Origin of the sequence: Enorma massiliensis phI, assembly GCF_000311845.1 — a bacterium.
Lineage (GTDB): Bacteria > Actinomycetota > Coriobacteriia > Coriobacteriales > Coriobacteriaceae > Enorma > Enorma massiliensis.
Map to the genome: position 1 here is coordinate 17,846 of NZ_HE978575.1, position 19,788 is coordinate 37,633.

Annotated in this window: 15 protein-coding genes and 1 pseudogene; 14 read left to right on the plus strand and 2 right to left on the minus strand. The window is 62.2% G+C overall.

Features of this window, described 5'->3' with window-relative positions; all coding sequences use genetic code 11:
• The 10 genes and pseudogenes from HGEM_RS10360 to purD form a co-directional block, all read left to right on the plus strand.
• Positions 1-479: pseudogene (locus HGEM_RS10360) on the plus strand (DUF4013 domain-containing protein); the annotation flags it as partial.
• A gap of 542 nt (positions 480-1,021) precedes the next feature.
• Positions 1,022-1,315 carry a 30S ribosomal protein S6 gene (gene rpsF / locus HGEM_RS06850; protein WP_019128685.1) on the plus strand — a complete coding sequence of 98 codons (294 nt, stop codon included), beginning with the start codon at positions 1,022-1,024 and terminating at the stop codon, positions 1,313-1,315.
• A gap of 84 nt (positions 1,316-1,399) precedes the next feature.
• Positions 1,400-1,867, plus strand: a complete 468-nt coding sequence (locus tag HGEM_RS06855; protein ID WP_019128686.1) for a single-stranded DNA-binding protein — start codon at positions 1,400-1,402, stop codon at positions 1,865-1,867.
• Between the two features lie 71 nt (positions 1,868-1,938).
• Positions 1,939-2,205, plus strand: coding sequence for a 30S ribosomal protein S18 (gene rpsR, locus HGEM_RS06860; protein WP_019128687.1), 267 nt, complete (start codon positions 1,939-1,941; stop codon positions 2,203-2,205).
• Positions 2,206-2,223: 18 nt separating this feature from the next.
• Positions 2,224-3,252 carry a hypothetical protein gene (locus tag HGEM_RS06865; RefSeq protein WP_022349316.1) on the plus strand — a complete coding sequence of 343 codons (1,029 nt, stop codon included), beginning with the start codon at positions 2,224-2,226 and terminating at the stop codon, positions 3,250-3,252.
• Between the two features lie 40 nt (positions 3,253-3,292).
• Entirely contained in the window at positions 3,293-3,832 is a 540-nt protein-coding gene (gene rplI / locus HGEM_RS06870) for a 50S ribosomal protein L9 (RefSeq protein ID WP_019128689.1), read from the plus strand.
• 711 nt (positions 3,833-4,543) lie between these two features.
• The gene (gene dnaB / locus HGEM_RS06875; RefSeq protein ID WP_019128690.1) at positions 4,544-5,935 is read left to right on the plus strand and encodes a replicative DNA helicase; all 1,392 of its coding nucleotides are present in this window, start codon (positions 4,544-4,546) and stop codon (positions 5,933-5,935) included.
• Positions 5,936-6,081: 146 nt separating this feature from the next.
• The gene (locus tag HGEM_RS06880; protein ID WP_019128691.1) at positions 6,082-7,368 is read left to right on the plus strand and encodes an adenylosuccinate synthase; all 1,287 of its coding nucleotides are present in this window, start codon (positions 6,082-6,084) and stop codon (positions 7,366-7,368) included.
• Positions 7,369-7,423: 55 nt separating this feature from the next.
• The gene (locus tag HGEM_RS06885) at positions 7,424-8,341 is read left to right on the plus strand and encodes a DegV family protein (protein ID WP_019128692.1); all 918 of its coding nucleotides are present in this window, start codon (positions 7,424-7,426) and stop codon (positions 8,339-8,341) included.
• Between the two features lie 99 nt (positions 8,342-8,440).
• Complete coding sequence (gene purD / locus HGEM_RS06890; RefSeq protein ID WP_019128693.1) at positions 8,441-9,745, plus strand: phosphoribosylamine--glycine ligase; 1,305 nt, start codon at positions 8,441-8,443, stop codon at positions 9,743-9,745.
• A 385-nt stretch (positions 9,746-10,130) separates the two neighbouring features.
• On the opposite strand, the gene HGEM_RS06895 is transcribed toward purD, so the two are convergent.
• Both HGEM_RS06895 and HGEM_RS06900 read right to left on the minus strand, forming a co-directional pair.
• A complete protein-coding gene (locus HGEM_RS06895) occupies positions 10,131-10,979 on the minus strand; it encodes an alpha/beta hydrolase (RefSeq protein WP_019128694.1) in 849 nt (282 codons plus the stop codon).
• Positions 10,980-11,192: 213 nt separating this feature from the next.
• On the minus strand, positions 11,193-12,809 hold the full coding sequence (locus HGEM_RS06900; RefSeq protein ID WP_019128695.1) for a PucR family transcriptional regulator: 1,617 nt from the start codon (positions 12,807-12,809) through the stop codon (positions 11,193-11,195).
• A 212-nt stretch (positions 12,810-13,021) separates the two neighbouring features.
• On the opposite strand from HGEM_RS06900, the gene HGEM_RS10035 reads away from it, so the two are divergent.
• The 4 genes from HGEM_RS10035 (at position 13,022) to HGEM_RS06920 (ending at position 19,750) form a co-directional block, all read left to right on the plus strand.
• Complete coding sequence (locus tag HGEM_RS10035; RefSeq protein ID WP_019128696.1) at positions 13,022-16,027, plus strand: bifunctional FdrA/YlbE family protein; 3,006 nt, start codon at positions 13,022-13,024, stop codon at positions 16,025-16,027.
• A gap of 15 nt (positions 16,028-16,042) precedes the next feature.
• Positions 16,043-16,936, plus strand: coding sequence for an oxamate carbamoyltransferase subunit AllH family protein (locus HGEM_RS06910; protein WP_019128697.1), 894 nt, complete (start codon positions 16,043-16,045; stop codon positions 16,934-16,936).
• Between the two features lie 37 nt (positions 16,937-16,973).
• The gene (locus HGEM_RS06915) at positions 16,974-18,230 is read left to right on the plus strand and encodes a dicarboxylate/amino acid:cation symporter (RefSeq protein ID WP_019128698.1); all 1,257 of its coding nucleotides are present in this window, start codon (positions 16,974-16,976) and stop codon (positions 18,228-18,230) included.
• A gap of 239 nt (positions 18,231-18,469) precedes the next feature.
• On the plus strand, positions 18,470-19,750 hold the full coding sequence (locus HGEM_RS06920) for a dicarboxylate/amino acid:cation symporter (protein WP_019128699.1): 1,281 nt from the start codon (positions 18,470-18,472) through the stop codon (positions 19,748-19,750).
• The last annotated feature ends 38 nt before the right edge of the window (positions 19,751-19,788 follow it).

Genomic DNA, 19,788 nt, shown 5'->3' on the forward strand with positions numbered 1-19,788 from the left:
TCATCGGTGCGTTCATCATCGCGGCTATGCTGCGCGGCACCATCTACGATGGCTTCGCCGCTGGATGGCGGCTCGACCGCTTGGCCCAGATGGTCGTTTGCGACCCGGGTGGCTTCATGAGGCTGGTGGGGGTTTCCGCCATTGGGTGCGCAGCGGGGCTCATGTATTCGTGGGCTTCTGCGGCGGTTATGGGTGCCATCGCATCGGTGGGTATCTCGTATTTCGAGTTCTATGATGGCGCACTTTACTTCGTCTTTAATTCTGAGCATCTTCTGCGCCACCTGTTCACGCTCGGCCCGACGAATGCCTTGGGCGGGTTCCTGCTGTCTACGGCTTTCTCGTTCATCGGCTCGGCGCTTTCGGTCGCGATGCAACTTGTGGCGACGCATGCAGCGGGAATGTGGTTTCGCCGCTTCGACGTGGGGCGCTGGGGGCTCTCGACCGACCTCTTGCCCGACGGGGTTCCGCACGAGGGCTAGCCACTTCAGATTGAGGCTCGGGTTCAATCGAGGTCCGGTCCCCATCGAGGTCCGTGCCCGCAGCAAGGGCAAAGCTCAAATCGAGACCGCACGCCGTTCGTCATCCATGCGGGTCGCACATTACTTTTGGGAAAACAATGGACTTTGCCGTGCCGCGCGAGCGCTCGCTGCGGCGTGTGGTGCATGGATTAAGTGTGTCTAGCTGGGAAAACGGTGCGCCTGTGAGTCGGGCCTCAGTGCATGTTCTGCATATTGAACGAATGCGGCCAGCGTTTGTTCAGATGCGCGTGAGAACCTTGGCTTGCATGGATGGGCGGGCACCGTTCGCCCCGCCAGCTCGGCCCCTGTGCCGCGCGGCCTCCGGCGACCTTCGCCGTCGCTTCCGGCGGCTGTGCAGCGGGCGCGGGGTGTATGTGGAGCTCATGAGGGTGTAGCACGGACTTCTTGAGATTTCGGCAGGAAGCGGCTATAGTAGCTGAGTCCTTTCCTGCTCCGGGCGCACCTTCACGACCCGGAGCCTTATGTCCAGAGGAGGTGACCACATGAAGGCTTATGAACTGCTGTTCTTCGTCAACCCGTCTCTTGATGTCGAGACTCGCGCTGCTGTTATGAAGCGTATCGACGTGACGATTGCTGCCGGTAACGGCAAGGTTGACAACGTTGACGAGTGGGGCAAGCGCAAGCTCGCCTACGAGATCAACGATCTCACCGAAGGTGACTACACCCTCATCAACTTCCATGCAGATCCCGCGTCGATCGCCGAGCTCGATCGCGTTCTCCGCATTACCGATGCGGTGGAGCGCCACATGATCGTGCGCCGTGACGACCAGGAGTAAATCGCCTATGGAAGGGGCGCGATGCGCCCAGCGGGTGCGTGCCGGCTCGGCGCGCTGCCCGTACGTGAGAGGTAGTGAGCACGCATGAGCATTAACCGAGTTAACATTTCCGGCAACCTCACCCGCGATCCGGAGCTTCGCATGACGAGCGGCGGCACCCAGGTGCTCTCGTTCGGTGTCGCGGTGAACGATCGCAGGCGCAATCCCCAGTCCGGCGAGTGGGAAGACTATCCCAACTTCGTGGACTGCACCATGTTCGGTGCGCGCGCGGAGGCGGTGAGCCGCTACCTCAGCAAAGGCTCCAAGGTCGCGATTGAGGGGAAGTTGCGTTACAGCTCTTGGGAGCGTGACGGCCAGCGCCGCAGCAAGCTCGAGGTCATCGTCGATGAAATCGAGTTCATGAGCAGGGGCTCCCAGCAGGGTGACGGAGGGTATTCCAACGCACCCCAGGCCCCGCGCGGAGGCTATGCCCAGCAGCCCCAGGCGCGCCCGCAGGCGCCTGTCCAGGCTCCGCCGACGGCGGATATCTACGACGAGGATATTCCGTTCTAGAGGCGTAGACGCCTGGTTTGCACGAGTGCGCTCCGGCTATGCCGGACGCGCCAAACGAAAGGTATTTTGACATGGCTAATGATTATTCAACACGTCAGCCGCGTCGTAAGTACTGCCAGTTCTGCAAGGAGCACACTGAGTACATCGACTACAAGGATACTCAGCTCCTTCGCAAGTACATGACCGACCGCGGCAAGATCAAGCCGCGCCGCGTCACTGGCGCTTGCACGCAGCACCAGCATGACATCGCGAACGCGATCAAGCGCGCCCGCGAGATGGCTCTTCTGCCGTACGCTGTCCCCGTGGTTTCCTCCCGCGGTGGCCGCAACCGCGACTAGCAGGCCGTTTGCTCGTTCATGATGATGTTCGACGGGCAGCATAGCGCAGCCGGATCAGATGGGACCGAGATCGTTCCCGCCCGGCAGCGCGCTTCGCGACCAAGCGGAGGATGGCTGTGGTTCGTAGGGATCGGGCTGTCCGTGGCCGTGATGGCGCGGTACCCCATGCTCGGGGTAGCGTGCCTTGCGATGGGTCTCAGGACCCAGTCTGAGCGCTTCGGTGCGAAGGGCTTGGTTGCGGGCTTGGGCATCTCGGGTGCCGTCCTCGTTGCGTGGATGGTGCTCGATGGTGTTTCCAACGTGCTGTTCGCAGTTCCGCTCGTTGGTATCGCGGCAGCCATCTCCGCGCTCATGTGGAAGAGGCGTGCGGGCGTTACCGAGGTATCGCTTGTGGTCACCGCGGCTATCGCGTTGTGCATGGCAGTCGATGGCTTCACCGCCTTCAACGCTGGCACGAACCTTGCCGAGGTGACGTCGGCGATGCTTATGGAGGTTGCCCGCGCTTCGGTTGGTCGCGGCGTCGAGGCTGAGCTTGCGCTCGTCTCGATTGAGCCCCTGATTTCGGTCATCTGGCCGATGGTGTACGTGCTCTCTGCCGCTCTCGATGCGCTCGTCGCCGGATTCGGGTCGTTCCTTGGCTCGGTCCAGCGTCCGGCCTCGTGGGGCGAGATGCCTGCGCCGGGGCAGCGCCTTCGGGTCCCGCAGATCAGTCTCTTCGACGCGCCGCTCTGGGCGGTTGGGGTGCTGGCCCTCTCTGTCCTAGGGATGGGCGCCTCATTTGCCGCTGTGCCCGAGTCGCAGGTACTCCGGACCGTCTCCGTCACGCTCTTTTTGGCGGTAAGGATCATCTTCTTGATCCAAGGTCTTGGCGTGATCTTGGGATTGCTCGGCCGCTGGCGCATAGGGTGCTTCGGGCGGTTCGCCGTCATCATGGTTGCAACTTGGCTTGAGGTGATGTTCGTTGTGAGCATCATCGGCCTCATCGATGTGTGGGCCAACTTCCGCAAGCTTCCGCGGGATGGTTCGCACAACGAGGCACACACGTAAGAAATGCGTCGCGCGTGCGACGCGCAGGATAGGAGATCTCATGAAAGTCATTCTTCTTGGTGAGATCAAGGGCAAGGGTGGCGAGGGCGACATCGTAGACGTCGCTCAGGGCTACGCCGAGAACTACCTTTTCCCGAAGAAGCTCGCCGTTGCGGCGACGAAGGGCGAGCTGAAGCAGCTCGAGCAGCGCCGCAACAACATCGCCAAGCGCGAGGAGAAGCGTCTTGCTGACGCCAACGCGCTCAAGGCGAACCTCGACGGCAAGCAGGTTACTGTTGACGTCAAGGTCGGCGACGAGGGCATCCTCTTCGGTTCGGTTACCGCCGCCATGGTTGCCGACGCCGTCAAGGACCAGCTCGGCGTCGAGATTGACCGCAAGCGCGTTGAGCTCGGCAAGCCCATCAAGGTTGCCGGCGCCCACACTGTGGCCATCTCGCTCTACCGCGAGATTCGTGCCGAGGTCGTCGTGCTCGTTGGCGTGACCGCCGAGGAGCTCGCCGCGGAGTCCGAGACTGCCGAGACCGAGGCTGAGGCCGAGGCCGAGGTGGTTGAGGAGGCTACCGAGGAAGCTGCTGAGTAGCAGACGCTACAGCAACAGCGCTCACCACGCCCGCTGCCGGGGAATCTCGGCGGCGGGCGTTTTGCGTTATGCCACGAGGCGGTGAGCCGGGCGAATCGGAGGCGCGCATCTTGGCGGCTGCGGATTCACCGGTTCGAGCGCCCGCAAAGCCGCCGTTCGCGCGGAGCTCGGATGGTCCGGGCGGGTCCTAAAACTCACGTGCGCAAACATTCAACATTCAAGAAAAGGTTGATAGTTTCTCTTGACAAATCGAGAGAGTAAGAAATCAACAGGTCAACGGTTGAAAACTCAATATGAGCCAGATTCGATAGCAAGTTTTTCACAACCCTTTATCAAGAGCAGACGGTACCGCGTACGGTGGTTATCCTGCGCAATGTATAAAACAACACCAGTTACCTGTATGTTCACTAAATGTACAAATATCTGTGTGTAATAAAACCGCAAAAAGACAGTAAGAAGTGAATAACAGCAGGTAAAGAGTATAGCTGTTGAAAACTCGGTATGATGGGCCTGTCGAATTGTGGAAAACGTTGAAAACTGGTATTCCCGCTGAAAGCCGGGGCGGGGTTATCCACATCTGGATGTGGAAAGAAAAAGGTGCAGAGAGCAGGGGAACGAGCCCTCTGCTCGGCAGCGGAATACTCTACCATGGGTGCTCGTACGTTATCTGCTGGGCGGCGTTTTGCACGCCGCCTCGTGTTCGAGAAAGGCATGAGCGTGTCGCCGAATGATTACGCCCCCCTTGCCGTAGACCGTGGGGCCCATCAAGGCCTTCCCAATAACACCGAGGCCGAGGCCAACGTGCTCTCCGCCATGCTGCTTTCGCCAGACGTGGTGGACGATGCCATCTCCGAGCTCCGGATCGACGACTTCTATCGCCCTGCGCACCGCGAGCTCTTCGTTGCGATGGTTTCCATGAACGAGCGGGCCATTCCCATCGATTCCATTTCGGTGGTGGACTTCCTCGCTTCTGAAGATAAGCTGTCTGCGGTGGGCGGCGAGGCGTACATTCTCGAGCTCGTGGGCAACACCATCTCGCTTGCCAACTGGCAGCACCATGCCGAGATCGTGCGTCGCGACTCGCTCCTCCGAGAGCTCATCAAAGCCGCCGGACAGATCAGCGAGCTTGCCTACGATGCGCCGCTCGATGCGAAAGAGGCTGTCGACCAAGCCGAGAGCCTCGTGCTCAAGATTACGGATCGCGAGGTATCGAGCGCGTATCGTTCTCTTACGGACTTCATGATCGAGGCCTACAACGAGGCGGCCGAGATTGCGGCGGCCGGCGGGCAGGCACACGGCGTTGCCACCGGTTTTCCGAGCCTCGATCGCTTGCTGCTCGGCATGCGCGAGGGCCAGCTCATCATCTTGGGCGCCCGTCCCGCCGTTGGTAAGACGTCCTTCGCCCTCAACCTTGCGCTCAATGCGGCTGCCGACGGCTGCACCGTGGGCTTCTTCTCCCTCGAGATGAGCGGAAAGGAAATCGCACAGCGCCTTATCTGCGCGCACGCAGCGCTCTCCATCTCAGATTTTCGCACGGGCCGCATCTCGCCCGAGCAATGGGCGAACATCAACGAGGCCACGCAGGAGCTTTCGAAGCTCGATATCCTTATCGACGATACGCCGGGCACCACCATCACCGAGATTCGCGCCAAGGCGCGCCGCATGCTCCACAACAAGGAGCGGGCTGTCATCATCCTCGACTATCTGCAGCTGGTGAGCCCACCGGCGGGCCGTCGTGCCGAGAACCGCGCGGTCGAGGTCTCGGAGATGAGCCGTGCCCTCAAGATTATGGCGAAGGACCTCGGAGTGCCCGTCATCTCGCTCTCGCAGCTCTCCCGTGCGGTCGAGAGCCGTACCGGGAAGCGCCCCCAGCTTTCTGACCTGCGCGAATCGGGCTCAATCGAGCAGGACGCCGACATCGTCATGTTCCTCGACCGCTCGGCCGACGAGCAGGAGGCGTCGCGCGACGACCGCCCGGACGAGGGCGTGACGCGCGTCATCGTGGCGAAGAACCGTTCCGGCCCTATCGGCGATGTGGACCTGGCGTTCGTGCCCGCATCCACGAAGTTCTATGAGCTTGATGGGATACATGGCGAGGGCTAGCCTGAACGCCTGTTCCGGTGGATATAATAGTGCCTGTTGTATAGTGCGCCAGGCTCCTGCGTTGGCCTATGGGCTGGCGAGCGGGCTGGGTGCGAGGGCGCTCGACGCGGTACGGGTTGAGTAGCCTAATCGGTGAGGAGTAATTCATGAGCTCGACAGTGCTGGTTGGAACCCAGTGGGGCGATGAGGGCAAGGGCAAGATCTGCGACCTGATCGCTCGGGACTTCGACTGCGTCGTGCGGTATCAGGGCGGCAACAACGCGGGTCACACCATCGTGGTGGGTGATCGCAAGTACGGCCTGCACCAGGTTCCCTCGGGCATCATGTATCCGGAGTGCATCTCGGTGATCGGTAATGGCTGCGTGGTCAACCCCAAGGTGCTGCTCGAAGAGATCGATATGTTCGAGGCCGATGGCATCTCCACGGCCAACCTCAAGGTCTCGGGCAACGCGCACGTCATCATGCCCTACCACATGGACCTCGACGGCGCCTACGAGGAGCTCCTCGGGTCTCATAACATCGGCACCACGAAGCGCGGCATTGGCCCGTGCTATCAGGACAAGATGGCGCGCATTGGCCTGCGCATGCAGGACATGCTCGACGAGGCTACCTTCCGCGACAAGCTCGCACGCGTCCTTGACCGCGTGAACCCGCAGCTGGAGAAGATCTTCGGCCTGCCCACCTACACGGTAGACCAGATCTGCGATGAGTATCTTCCCATGGCCGAGCGCCTGCGCCCGTATATCTGCGAGAGCTCCCGCCTGCTCAACGATCTTATCGAGGAGGGCAAGTCGGTGCTCTTCGAGGGCGCTCAGGCGACGCTGCTCGATATCGACCACGGCACTTATCCGTACGTTACATCGTCTAACTGCACCGCTGGTGGCGCCGTGACCGGTTCTGGCGTGGGCCCCGGCAACATCGAGCGCGTGCTCGGCATCATGAAGGCCTACATCACCCGCGTGGGTTCTGGCCCCATGCCCACCGAGCTGGCATACGAAACCGATGCCGGCCACACCCTCACCGAGGAGGGGTACGAGTACGGCGTGACCACCGGCCGCCGTCGTCGCTGTGGCTGGTTCGACGGCGTGATCGCCAACTACTCGGCTCGCGTGAACGGGCTCACCCATATCGCGCTCACCAAGCTCGATGTGCTTTCCGCGTTCGATACCATCAAAGTCTGCGTTGCCTACGACTGCGATGGCGAGCGCTACACCACGGTGCCGGAGCACGAGGCGGCGTTTGCCAACGCCGTGCCGGTTTATGAGGAGCTGCCCGGCTGGAAGTGCGACATCACGGCATGCCGCTCCTTTGACGAGCTGCCGCAGGAGGCGCGTGATTACGTTGCGCGCATCGAGGAGCTTGCCCATGCCGAGGTTGCGTTCGTGTCGGTTGGCCCCGACCGCGAGCAGACCATCAACCGTTCCTGGAAGTAGGAGCGCCGCGTCGCGAGCGCTTGAAAACACGAATGTGGTCGCCGGGGGAGGGACCGTGAACAAGTTCGCCATCGTTTTGGATAGTGCCGCCGACCTGCCTGCTGCATTGGTGGAGAAGTACGAGCTGCGCGTGGTGCCGCTGCACGTCGCTTTCGGGACGACGGAGTATGCTGACGGGGTTGATATCAAGATCGAGGAGTTCCTCGATAAACTCGAGGCGGCGGAGAACCTGCCTATCACTTCGCAGCCGGCGCCGGCAGATTTCCTCGACGCGTACAACGCCCTTGCCGACGAGGGCTATACAGAGATTCTCTCCATCCACCTCTCCGCGGCGCTTTCGGGTACCTACGAGACCGCACGTGCCGCTGCGGCCCATGTTGCGAAGCAGCGGAGCATTCGCATCGAAGCATTCGATTCCTGCTCCGCTACGGTTGGCCAAGGGGCAATGGTGCTCGAGGCCGCTTGTATCGCCCGTGCCGGCGGCACGCTCGACGAGGCGCTCGAGCGCATTGCAAACGTGCGGCGCACGCACCGCATCTATTTCATCCCCGATTCGCTCGCAAACCTGGTGAAGGGCGGGCGCGCCAGCAAATTCCAAGGTATGGCCACCTCGCTTCTGAACCTCAAGATCGTGGTAACGCTTACCGAGACCGGCGCGATCGAGGTGCTTCACAAGGCCAAGGGCATGAAGAATGCAGTGAGCTACATCGTGGACCTCATGGCCGAGCAGTCCCGCGAGATGGGCCCGCTTGTGTACTACAAGCTTCATACCAAGGCCTATAAAGCGCTTGAATTCATGGATCGGGCGCTCGATAAGACCGACGCCTCGCTGCGTTTCCTTACCATGGGGACCATTGGCCCGACCATCGCCACGCACGTGGGGCTTCGCGCCGTGGGACTCTTTGCGTACCCGGAGGAGTTCCATAATCCCGAGCTCGACGATATCGCCGAGTACCTAACGCCGTCGTTCTAAGGGCGAGGCAGGGTTCATTTTGGGACGGGGTCAAAATGGACCATTTTGCTTATTCGCCCCGCTGACATGCTCCAAGCCTCGCCGTTACAAGGAGGAACTATGACCGAGACCACCAAGACCATCGACATCCTGCTTTTGGGAAGCGGCGGCCGCGAGCATGCGCTCGCGAAGAAGCTTGCCGAGTCTCCGCGCTGCGGAACGCTCTACATCGCGCCGGGTAACGGAGGCACGCTGCAGGAGGGTGTGAACGTGGCGCTTGCCGAGGACGACCCGGAGGCGGTGGCGGCCTTTGCCCGCGAGGAGGGCATCGGGCTCGTGGTGATCGGTCCTGAGGCCCCGCTCGTTGCCGGTGTTGCCGATGCCGTGCGCGCGGCTGGTATCGCGTGCTTTGGGCCTGGCGCCGAGGGTGCGCAGATGGAGGGCTCCAAGCGCTTTTCGAAGGAGCTCATGGAGCGTGCCGGCATTCCCACGGCAGCGTACGGCTCTTTTACCGACGAGGAGGCGGCGCTCGCCTATGTTCGCGAGCAAGGTGCCCCGCTCGTGGTGAAGGCAGATGGTCTGGCAGCTGGTAAGGGCGTGGTCGTGGCTACCGAGCAGGAGCAGGCCGAGGAGGCGGTCCGCGAGTGCTTTGCCGGAGCCTTCGGCGATGCGGGTTCCACCGTGGTCATCGAGGAGTGCCTGACCGGCCCCGAGTGCTCGCTTCTGGCCTTCACCGACGGCAAGACCGTGCGGCCCATGGCTACCGCCCAGGACCATAAGCGCGCCCTTGAGGGTGACCGTGGTCCCAACACGGGCGGCATGGGCGTGTATAGCCCGGTGCCCATCGTGACCGACGAGGAGCTCGCCGTCATGAAGCGGGTCATGGCCGATACCGTGGCCGAGCTCGCTGCCGAGGGGATCGACTACCGCGGCTGCCTCTACGGCGGGTTCATGCTTACGCCGGAAGGGCCCAAGGTGCTCGAGTTCAACGCGCGCTTCGGCGACCCGGAGACGCAGGTGATTCTGCCGCGCCTAAAGAACGATCTGGTAGATGTCATGCTCGCCTGCGCCGAGCAGCGCTTGGACGATGTTGAGTTGTCTTGGCGCGATGAGTGGGCCGTGGCCGTGGTCCTCACGAGCGCGGGCTATCCGGGCAGCTACGAGAAAGGCAAGGTTATCACCGGCGTTGAAGATGCCGATGCTCTGGACGGGGTGACCGTCTACCATGCGGGTACCGCGGTGACCGACACGGGCGAGCTCGTGACGAGCGGTGGCCGCGTGCTGGCCGTGACGGCGCTTGGGGATACCTTCGAGGCGGCTCGCGATTTGGCCTATGCTGCCTGCGAGAAGATTGATTTCGAGGGCAAGACGCTCCGCCACGACATCGGCCTCAAGGCGCTCCGCGGTCGCGAGGCGTGGGACTAGGCGAGGCGAACGCGGCGGCTGCGCTCCGCTCAGTTGCTCTGTCCGACTTAGCAAAACCGTTCACTATCTTGCCGAGTGTGGCCATTTGGCCGCACTCGGCACTTTTGTGAGCGATTGACTGGTCCGCTCGCCCGATTGCGCCGCGGGAAGCGCCGCGGTCTGCCAGCCCTGGAGCAAAAGTCCCGCCAAAGGATCGGATTTCATCGATGGGCCGGATACACCCCGCCGCGGGCTCAAGGGAGCCGCAGGTCAAAGCGTTGGCCTCTCGGTGGCTACTGCGCGTGCACCCAAAAATCCGATCCTTTGGCGGGACTTTTACGTGGCATCGCGCGCGCTGGGGCAGTTTTGCGATGAGCGGTCGCCGGGAGCAGGCGCTCGGCTGGGGCTATTGGGTGTTGAGCGCATCCATCCAGGCGATCGCGGCCTGGTATGCCTCCATGCCTGCGGGGTTGGTTACATCTCGGTCGAAATCATGAGGGAGGTAATAGGCGCTCTTCATGTGCGCGTGTGCCGCCTGGCGCGAAAGCTGCTTGGACACGCGATAGGGGACGTCTTCATCGCCGGTGCTCGCTGCGATAAAGAGCGGCGGCAGCGCCGCGAGGTCCTCGGCGGAGAGGGACCAGGACGAGACGGAGCGTTCGGGGGTGGCCCCGTTGAGCCCCATGAGGGCGAGCCACGCCCCTTCATGCTGGCGTGCATAGACGTACAGTGCGTACCGGAGCGCCTTGGGCCCCGAGGTTGGAGCTCCACCGCGCTCTACGATGCGCTCCACCTCGCCGAGGGAGACCTCCGGTAAAGCCAAATAGGCGCTTGCTGGCTCGGAGACCCAAGGCTCGCCCAGGTTGTAGTAGCCATAAAAGCTCATGATGCCAGCGGGTTGCGGAAGGTCTTGGCCGCGCAGCCTGATCTCGCGTGCGAGAAGCAATGCGAGGTACGCGCCTGCCGAGCGCCCAAAAAGAAGATAGTCGATGCAATCGCCGCGCTCGATGGGCTCTGCGACCTCGGTGCGCCAGGTCTCGTAGAGGGCGTCGACGATATCCGGCAGCGCGGTCTCGGGTGCAAGGGGGTAGTCGGCACACACGAGCGTGGAGCCCGCATCGGTGATTGCCCGGACATAGGGAGAGGGCAAATCGTCGCGCTCCCCATAGACCAGGCCACCGCCGTGAAGGTAAAACACGATGCGCCGCGCATCGTTTGAAGCGGTCGGGCGATATACGGTAACGGGGCAAGCCATAGCCTATCCTTTCTCAATCAAAGAGGCGCCGTGTCGAAGGAACGCTTGAATCTCAGGAGTGCCGTGCTGGGGGCGTCGCACCGGAGGGAAGCCGAACCGAAAGGGCGCCGTGCCAAAGGGTAGCGTGCCAAAGGAGTGACCCCTCGAAAGGACTCTGCTCCGGCGGGCGCCGCCCCGGCCACTTGCTGCGCTTGGAGCGGCAGCTCCGTGGCGCTAGGAATCCTTGCGTAGCGTGTAGATCTTATCGGCCAGCACAACCTGCAGGTAGTCGTCGGGATTGCGAACGTCAACACCGTAGATCTTCCGCACGCGCTCAACGCGGTAGCGCACCGTCTTGGGGTGCAGGTACAGCTGCTCGGCGGTCTTGGGATAGCTCATGCCGTTCGCACAGAGGCTCACGACCGTCTGGAACAGGTCAGGGGCGTCTTGATGCAGCGCGCTGAGGCGGGGGTCAATATACGTGTCGAGCTGCGACGGGTCGTCCACGCCCAGTAAGAGCTTGTATAGGCCCAGATCGTCGTAGCGAACCTCAAAGTCGCCCTGCGTCTCATCGAAGAGCCGGTATGCGTTCATCACCTCGTTGTTGATGGCTGGCAGCGAGTATCGGTCGGTGGCCGAGCTGATCACCGCGAGGTGCGTGAAGAGCGGGAGAATCGAAGAGTTGTGCAGGTCGGCGAGAACGTTCCGCACGGTGTCGAGGGAAAAGCCTGAGTTTTCGTTCCGCACGTTGTGCAGAAAGACGATGCGGTCGCCGTTCACGAAGTACACGATGCCTGGATAGGATGCCCGCAGGCTCCGACGCAGGGCTTGCAGCAGCTCGTCGATGCGGTCGGCATCGATGGGGTCGACTACGCGCGTGCGTACGAGCAGCGCCTCGTACAAGGGGTACCGATCGATGCCGAGCAGCGCAAGCGCGGAGTCTATGCGCTCGTGCGAGCCGAAGCGATCGAGTAGCAGGTCGTGCACGGTGTTGTTGTTCTGGTAGAAGAGCTTTTGCTTGATGGCGTTCTGCTTCAAGATTTCCATCTGCAGCAGGCTCACGATGTTCTCGACGGTCATGGTGTCGAGCGGCGTGAGCTCGCGGTCGGCGTTATGGATGATGAGGTAGTAGTCCACCCCATCAGAGCTGGGTATGCGCACGGCGAGTGCCTGAACGGTCTGCGGTTGGTGCGAGGCGCCGAACCCCTTGTCGTAGAAGAGTTTCGCATCGAAGTAGGCGTGCGTCTGGTAGGCCTCGGGCTCGCGCCTGTTAAACGAATAGCCGGTGAATTCGGTGAGTACCTGTTCGGTGCCGGTGCGGCGGTCGCGCACGGTATCGAAGTATGTGACCTCTGCATGCAGGGCGTTTTTGAGCGGGCTCAAGATATAGGGTATCGACGGCTGCTTGAGCGCAAGCGCCATGAGGTGCTTGTGCACGTCGAAGAAGCGATTGAGCAGGGTGAGGTTTGAGTCCAGGATATGTCCTAGCACGTCGAGCAGAATGGACTCGTATTTAACCTGCGGCGCGAGCTTGATGAGCGGCAGGTCGAAATCGTCGCAGAGCTCGATGATGCGCTCCGGGGCCTCAACCATAAGGCGCTCCGGCTTGAACACCAGAGCGCCGATGCCGATGGAGCTCATGGTGCGGAAGAACATCACCGTCTCGCTTTCGGAGAGGTGCTCCAGCGCGTAGAAGCTCGAGATGATGAGCTGGCCGCGTTTGCCCCAGTTTTCGATATCGATTGCCTCGAGCACCATGGCGCCGGTGATCTCGTTATCCATGCCGGTCTTACCGGCGATGATGCTCGCTCCTTCAAACGATGGGAGCAGCAAGATCTCTCTCACTATCACGGGGAGCCTCTTTCCACAGCCTCTCTTTCAGTATACGAACACGCTGCAGCAGGTCATTTCCGCTCTGGATAAAGAAACGGATGTTTTCCTATCCTCCTCGCCAATGAAAAGAAAAAGCCCAGATGATTCAATGCGAGGGTGTAGGGGAGGGCCGTCACCCGGGAAGACGGTCGCCCCTGATCCTTCAGGAAGTTGCAGAAAAGGAGGAGACGATGCTCAAGACTGTGGTCAAGCCAAATTCGTATCAGGACTCCATCAACCTGATGCTGCTGACCAACAAGATTAACACCCTCGACGGTGTCATCCAGAGCCAAATCATGATGGGCACCGACGCGAACAAGGATATCTTCTTTAACGCTGGCCTGCTTACCGATGAGGCCAAGGCTGCGAACCCGAGCGACATGGTCATCGTCGTCGAGACCGACGACGAGGCCGTGGTGGACACCGTGCTCGCTGAGACCGAGGCCTTCCTTGCCGACCTTTCGGTCAAGAAGGAGGCCGCCGGCGGCCCCGCTGAGGCGACCAGCTGGGAGGAGGCCATCGCGCAGTTGCCCGACGCCAACATGGCGCTCTTCTCCATCCCTGGCGAGTATGCTGCTCCCGAGCTTGAGCGCGCGCTCGACCTGGGGCTCAACGTGTTCAGCTTCACCGACAACGTTGCGCTTGAGGACGAGGTTCGCCTGAAGCAGAAGGCGCACGAGAAGGGCCTGCTCTTCATGGGTCCCGACTGCGGCACCGGCGTTATCTCGAGCGTGCCGATCGCCTTCACCAACGTCATCAACCCGGGCAACATCGGTATCGTGGGCGCTTCCGGCACGGGCATCCAGGAGGTTACCTGCATGATCGACCGCTTGGGCGGCGGTTGCGTGCACGCCATCGGCACCGGTGGCCGCGACCTCAACGAGAAGGTCGGCGCGGTGACGGTAAAGGACGCCATCGTGGCGCTCGAGCACCACGATCCCACCGACGTCATCTGCGTCATCTCCAAGCCGCCTGCGCCTGCCGTGCGTGATGAGGTCGTTGACCTGCTGGAGAAGTGCACCAAGCCGGTCGTCGCCATCTTCATCGGCGAGAAGCCCGAGGCGCATCAGGGCAAGGTCTACCTCGCGCACACGCTTGAGGAGTGCGCGCGCATCGCCGTCGACCTTGCGAACGGTGCCGAGGTTAAGAAGAACTATCTCGAGCCGCTCAACCTTACCGTTGACGAGCCGCTCGGCGCCGACAAGACCGTGATCGGCCTGTACTCTGGCGGCACCCTCGCTGGCGAGGCTGCCATGATGATCACCGAGGCGCTCGACCTCGGCGAGATCATCAAGGAGGATGGCTACATGCTGCGCCATGGCGGCTACGACGTGATCGACCTTGGCGACGACGTGTACACCCAGGGCCGCCCGCATCCCATGATCGACCCGGACGTCCGCATCAAGATGATGCGCGATTACGCCGCTATGGACACCACCGGCGTCATCGTCTTCGACTGCGTGCTGGGCTACGGCTGCCATCCGGATATGGCCTCTGCGCTCGCGCCCGTCATCGCCGAGTGCAAGGCGGCCGCCGCGGCCGAGGGTCGCACGGTGCACTTCGTGGGCACCGTCGTGGGCACGAGCCACGACCCGCAGGACTACGAGCGCTCCATCAAGATCCTCGAGGACGCCGGCGCCATCATGGAGGAGTCCAACGCCATGGCCGTCCGCGCCGCGCTTGCCATGAAGGGCGTGGAGTTCACCGAGGAGGACCGCGAGGTCGTTCCGTATGAGGTCAAGGACGACTCGCCTCTGCCCGAGCCGAGCGAGGCCGTCATGGAGCTTCTCACCACCAAGCCGCGCGTGATCAACGTGGGCGTGGAGAGCTTCAACGACCCGCTTCGCGCCTATGGTGCCAAGAGCGTTCAGTACACCTGGAAGCCCATGGCCGGCGGCAACAAGCGGATGATTCACCTGCTCACCGAGCTCGCTAAGGTCGAGGGCATCGACGAGGCCAACGAGCGCATCTGCCAGCGCTTCAAGGAGAGCCAGCCGCAGCTCGTGGACGTCGTGGTGGCCAAGGACGTCATCCCCGAGCTCAACCGCGAGAAGAAGACGCTTCTGCATGCAGGCCCCCCGATCACCTGGGAGAACATGCAGGGCCCCATGCGCGGTTCGTGCATCGGCGCAGCGCTCTTCGAGGGTTGGGCTGAGACGGAGGAAGAGGCCGTCAAGATGCTCGAGGCCGGCGAGGTCGAGTTCATCCCCTGCCACCACTGCCATGCCGTAGGCCCCATGGGCGGCATCACCTCCGCCAACATGGCCGTGCTCAAGGTCGTGAACCTTGCGGACGACACCACCGCCTACTGCACCATGAACGAGGGCATCGGCAAGGTGCTGCGCTTCGGCGCGTACAGCCAGGAGGTCGTCGACCGCCTGCACTGGATGGCCGACGAGCTCGGCCCCGTGCTCTCCAAGGCGCTCAAACTCTCCGATGGCGGCATCAACCTCAACGTGCTCATTGCGCGCGCCATCACCCAGGGCGACGAGTTCCACCAGCGCAACATGGCCGCGACCCTGAATCTCCTCAAGGAGCTGGCGCCGCTCATCGTGAAGACGGATGCTTCCGAGGGCGCCAAGGAGCGCGTGATCCAGTTCCTGGCCGACACCGATCAATTCTTCCTGAACATCATGATGGCCATGGGCAAGGCAATCGTTGACTACGTGCGCAAGGACGAGGAGGGTTGCGTGGTCTCGACCATGACCCGCAACGGCTATGAGTTCGGCGTGCGCGTGACCGGCCTCGGCGACGAGTGGTTCTGCGCTCCGGTGAACACGCCCATGGGCCTGTACTTCACCGGATTCACGGCTGAGGATGGTTGCCCCGACAACGGCGACTCCTCCATTACCGAGACCGTGGGCGTGGGCGGCATGGCCATGGTCGCGGCGCCCGGCGTGACCCGCTTCGTTGGTGCCGGCGGGTTCGAGGACGCGCTCAACATCTCCAACGAGATGGAGCAGATCTGCGTCGAGCACAATCCCAACTGGTCCATCCCCACGTGGGACTTCAAGGGTACGTGCCTCGGCATCGATATCCGCAAGGTCGTGGCCACGGGCATCACCCCGATCATCAACACCGGCATCGCCCACAAGAAGGCGGGCATCGGCCAGGTCGGCGCCGGTACGGTGCGCGCGCCGCTCGCGTGCTTCGAGAAGGCGCTCGAGGCGTACTGCGCCAAGCTCGGCATCGAGTAAGAGGGCGAGGTTGCCATGGGCATCACCTCTGTGAGCGACTACGCATTGGGTCACCTGTCGCAGCACGCGACGGGAACGGTGCACAGCGTATTCTCTTCGAGCTTGAATGTTGAGCTCGACGGACTGCTGCTGCATCTGGGGAGCAGCGACGCGCCGCTCTCCTGCCTGGGTGCGAACGTCGACGCGGAGGAGATGCCCGCGCTCGTGGGTTCCGCGGTGCAGGGGGACCGCGCCGTCTTTCGCGATGGGGTTCTGCGCATCTACAGCCGTGCGCGGGTGAGTGAGCTCGAGCTCTCCGCCGCGCCGGTGCGCTGCATGCGCGTCCCCGAGCTTGCCGGTGCGTTCCCGAACGATATCGATGCCGCCCTGCTGCGCGAGATCGGTGCCCTCGGCCTTGCCGACCGCACCGGGCTGCCGTGGCCGGATCGGTCTCGGAGCGCCGTGTCCGAGCTCGCTCGGTTCTCGGCCATGTGTCGTCGTGTGCTTGACAAGGGAGAACGGTCTTGCGGCGATGCGCAGGTTGAGGCTGCGGAGCGTGCTATGCACGGAGCCGTCGAATACCTGGTGGGTAGAGGCCTCGGCCTCACCCCGTCGGGCGATGACGTGCTCATGGGTTTTGGCACGGCGCTTCGTTTCCTGTATTGCGGGGACGTTTCGAGTATGGCACAAGCCTTTTTCGAGACGGTATCAAGTGTGGTTCCCGGTAAAACCACCGCGGTGAGTGAGGCATATTACCGGGCCATGGGGGAGGGGTACGCCAACGAGGACTACCTCGACCTGCTCGCTGTAGTGCGCGCGATGGACGAGCAGGCGCTCCCCGATGCGCTGGCACGAGTGCTCGAGCTCGGGCACACCTCGGGGGCCGACAGCCTCCTGGGTTTCGGCGCGGCGTTCTGTTGTTTGTTGTAAGCCGGGCTATCTCGGCTTTGTTGGAAAGGAAGGCATAATGGCAGAAGTTAAGAAGAAAATCGACCTGACCGTCCTCATGTTGATTTCTATGGCTCTTGCGGTCATCGCCGGTCTCGTGGTCGGCGAGCCCATGACCCAGCTCCAGTTCATCGGCGATATCTTCTTCGCCCTCATCCAGATGTCCATCCCGGTCTTCGTGCTGGCCACCGTGGTCAAGTCCGTGGGTGGCCTTACCCCGCAGACGCTTTCCGGTATTGCCGGCAAGGGCGTCATCATCTTCATCGTGTCCTCGGGTATCGCTGCTGCGCTCGGCATTGCCCTCGGCGTCATCTTCCAGCCTGGTGCCAGCGCTGGCACCGATGCCGTTATGGCAGCTGCCGGCTACGACGGCGAGGCTGTTGAGATGATGACCATCCAGGACACCCTCACCGGGTTCTTCGGTACCAACATCGTGGCTTCGCTTGCTAACGGCTCCATGATCCAGATCATCATCTTCGCCGTCGCCCTCGGCCTGGTCATCAGCTTCTGGCGCCAGACCCACGACGAGTGCAAGCTCTATGACATCATCAGCGAGACCTCCGACCTGCTGCTCAACATCATCCGCGGCGTCATGACGATCGCTCCCATCGGCATCTTCTGCTACGTTTCCTCCATGGTCGCCTCCGTGGGCATGACCGTTCTGGTTCCGCTGGCGAAGTACTTCCTCGTGATGGCGCTCGGCATGGTCATCATGTTCGTTGCCTACTGCATCATCTGCGGTGCTTACTGCAGGGTGAACCCGGTCAAGCTGGCCGGCAAGCTGGTCCGCACGCTCGTGACCGCCTTCACCACCATCTCTTCTGCCGTGACGCTCCCCACCGCTATGGAGGACGCCAAGAAGAAGATCGGCATCCGCGAGGACGTCTGCGACGTGCTCCTGCCCCTTGGTGTGCCGCTGAACTCCAACGGCGTGGCCATCCACATGACCGTGGATGCCCTCTGCATCGCCCAGCTCTATGGCATCGCCTTCGGCCCCTCTGACTTCCTGACCTGCTGGCTCATCTGCACCATGATCTCGTTCGTGAACGCGGCAACCCCGGGCGCCTCGCTCGTGTCGCTCACCATGATGATCCCGGCGCTCGGCCTGCCCATGGAGGCCATCGGCATCTTCGGCGGTCTCGAGTACCCCACCGGTGCCACCCGCACGCCGCTGAACGTTACCGGCGACGTGTTCGCCGCCATGCTCGTGGCTGGTCCCGACGGCATCGACCACGACATATTCGATGGCAAAAAGGAGTATCAGGAAGCTGCCTAGCGCGTAGCTGCTGTATCTAGCGAGGGCGCCGCGCACACGTCTCCTCTTGGCGACGCCCTCCGCTTATCGCGGGCTTTGCCCGCGGTGCCTTGAGTGTACCAAGGTTGGTCCCCACTCGGACCTAAAAGCCTTGCGCTGCATGCCTACGGGCTGCAGCCGCCCGGGATGTCCCCCTGGCCTTCCGGGTGTGTTTCATCCGCCTACGTGGGGAAGAGTGGTTTCCCCGGGGATGTGATTCTATGACAACCGAATCTGTCAACCCACCTAAGCGCTTTAAGTACAACGCAACGCTCGCCATCGTGGTCGCCATGGTCGCCGGATATATTGTCGGCGTTATTGGCGGGGAGAGCCTCTCACAGATCCAATTCATCGGTGACGTCTTCTTCAGGCTCGTACAGATGGGAATCGTTCCCTTCGTGATGTGCACCATCATCGAGGCGGTGGGCGGCCTCACCGCGCGCGATCTCTCCGGTATCGGCGTCAAGGGCATCGCGTGGTTCGCGGGGTCATCGATCCTCGCCGCCTCTTGCGGTGTCGCCGCGGCGACGATCTTCCAGCCGGGTGCCGGCCTTGCCGACGCGGCCCTGGTCCAGGAGGCGACGTACGATGCTTCCAGTGCGACCGCTGTTACGGTTCAGGATACGATTACCAACTTCTTCAGCAGCAACATCGTTTCATCGATGGGCGCGGGTGCCATGGTGCCTTGCATCGTGTTCTCCATCGCGCTCGGCCTGGCGATCAGCTGGTGGCGCAGCAACCATGAGGGCGAGCCTTGCCCCGTGTTCGATTTCATCGCGCAGTTTGGCGAGCTTCTGCTCGTCGTTATTCGCGGCGTCATGACCATCGCGCCCATCGGCATCTTCTGCTATGTGTCGTCGATGGTGGGGCAGCTCGGCCCCGAGGTGTTGATTCCGCTCCTCAAGTACCTCCTGGTGCTCGGAGGCACGGTGTTCGCATTCCTCGTGCTGTGGATCATCGTGGTGTGCGTGCGCTGTTCGCTCAGCCCTGCCGTGCTCATCCGCCACATCTGGCGCATGTCCTTTATGGCGATCGCGACCATATCCTCTGCAGTGACCCTGCCGGTCGAGATGGACGATGCCAAGAACAAGATTGGCGTTCGCGAGGATATCGCGGACCTCGTTCTTCCGCTTGGCATGCCGCTCAACTCAAACGGCGCTTCTATCCACCTCGCGGTGACGGCCATTACGATCGCGCAGATCTACGGCATGACCTTCGGTGGGCTTGACTTCGTATTCCTTACCGTGATCTCGACCCTGCTCTCGCTGGCAAACGCTGTGGCGCCGGGTGCGGACATCGTGTCTCTTACGATGATCGTCCCGCAGCTGGGGCTCCCGCTTTCGAGCATCGGTATCTTCGCGGGCCTCACGTATCCAGTCGGTGCGATCCGCACCATCCTGAATGTGGACTCCGATGTGTTCTGCGCCATGATGGTGGCAGCGGGCGAGAAGGACGGTATTGACCGCGACGTGTTCTACGGGAAAAAGGCGCTCGAGAAGTAATCGAGTGGACTGCCTGATTGCGTATCGCGCGTTGCGTC

What these genes read in the sequence shown, in the direction of transcription:
- rpsF (WP_019128685.1), top strand. Translation starts at nt 1,022, where the DNA reads ATGAAGGCTTATGAACTGCTGTTCTTCGTCAACCCGTCTCTTGATGTC.
- HGEM_RS06855 (WP_019128686.1), top strand. Translation starts at nt 1,400, where the DNA reads ATGAGCATTAACCGAGTTAACATTTCCGGCAACCTCACCCGCGATCCG.
- rpsR (WP_019128687.1), top strand. Translation starts at nt 1,939, where the DNA reads ATGGCTAATGATTATTCAACACGTCAGCCGCGTCGTAAGTACTGCCAG.
- HGEM_RS06865 (WP_022349316.1), top strand. Translation starts at nt 2,224, where the DNA reads ATGATGATGTTCGACGGGCAGCATAGCGCAGCCGGATCAGATGGGACC.
- rplI (WP_019128689.1), top strand. Translation starts at nt 3,293, where the DNA reads ATGAAAGTCATTCTTCTTGGTGAGATCAAGGGCAAGGGTGGCGAGGGC.
- dnaB (WP_019128690.1), top strand. Translation starts at nt 4,544, where the DNA reads ATGAGCGTGTCGCCGAATGATTACGCCCCCCTTGCCGTAGACCGTGGG.
- HGEM_RS06880 (WP_019128691.1), top strand. Translation starts at nt 6,082, where the DNA reads ATGAGCTCGACAGTGCTGGTTGGAACCCAGTGGGGCGATGAGGGCAAG.
- purD (WP_019128693.1), top strand. Translation starts at nt 8,441, where the DNA reads ATGACCGAGACCACCAAGACCATCGACATCCTGCTTTTGGGAAGCGGC.
- HGEM_RS06895 (WP_019128694.1), bottom strand. Translation starts at nt 10,979, where the DNA reads ATGGCTTGCCCCGTTACCGTATATCGCCCGACCGCTTCAAACGATGCG.
- HGEM_RS10035 (WP_019128696.1), top strand. Translation starts at nt 13,022, where the DNA reads ATGCTCAAGACTGTGGTCAAGCCAAATTCGTATCAGGACTCCATCAAC.
- HGEM_RS06910 (WP_019128697.1), top strand. Translation starts at nt 16,043, where the DNA reads ATGGGCATCACCTCTGTGAGCGACTACGCATTGGGTCACCTGTCGCAG.
- HGEM_RS06915 (WP_019128698.1), top strand. Translation starts at nt 16,974, where the DNA reads ATGGCAGAAGTTAAGAAGAAAATCGACCTGACCGTCCTCATGTTGATT.
- HGEM_RS06920 (WP_019128699.1), top strand. Translation starts at nt 18,470, where the DNA reads ATGACAACCGAATCTGTCAACCCACCTAAGCGCTTTAAGTACAACGCA.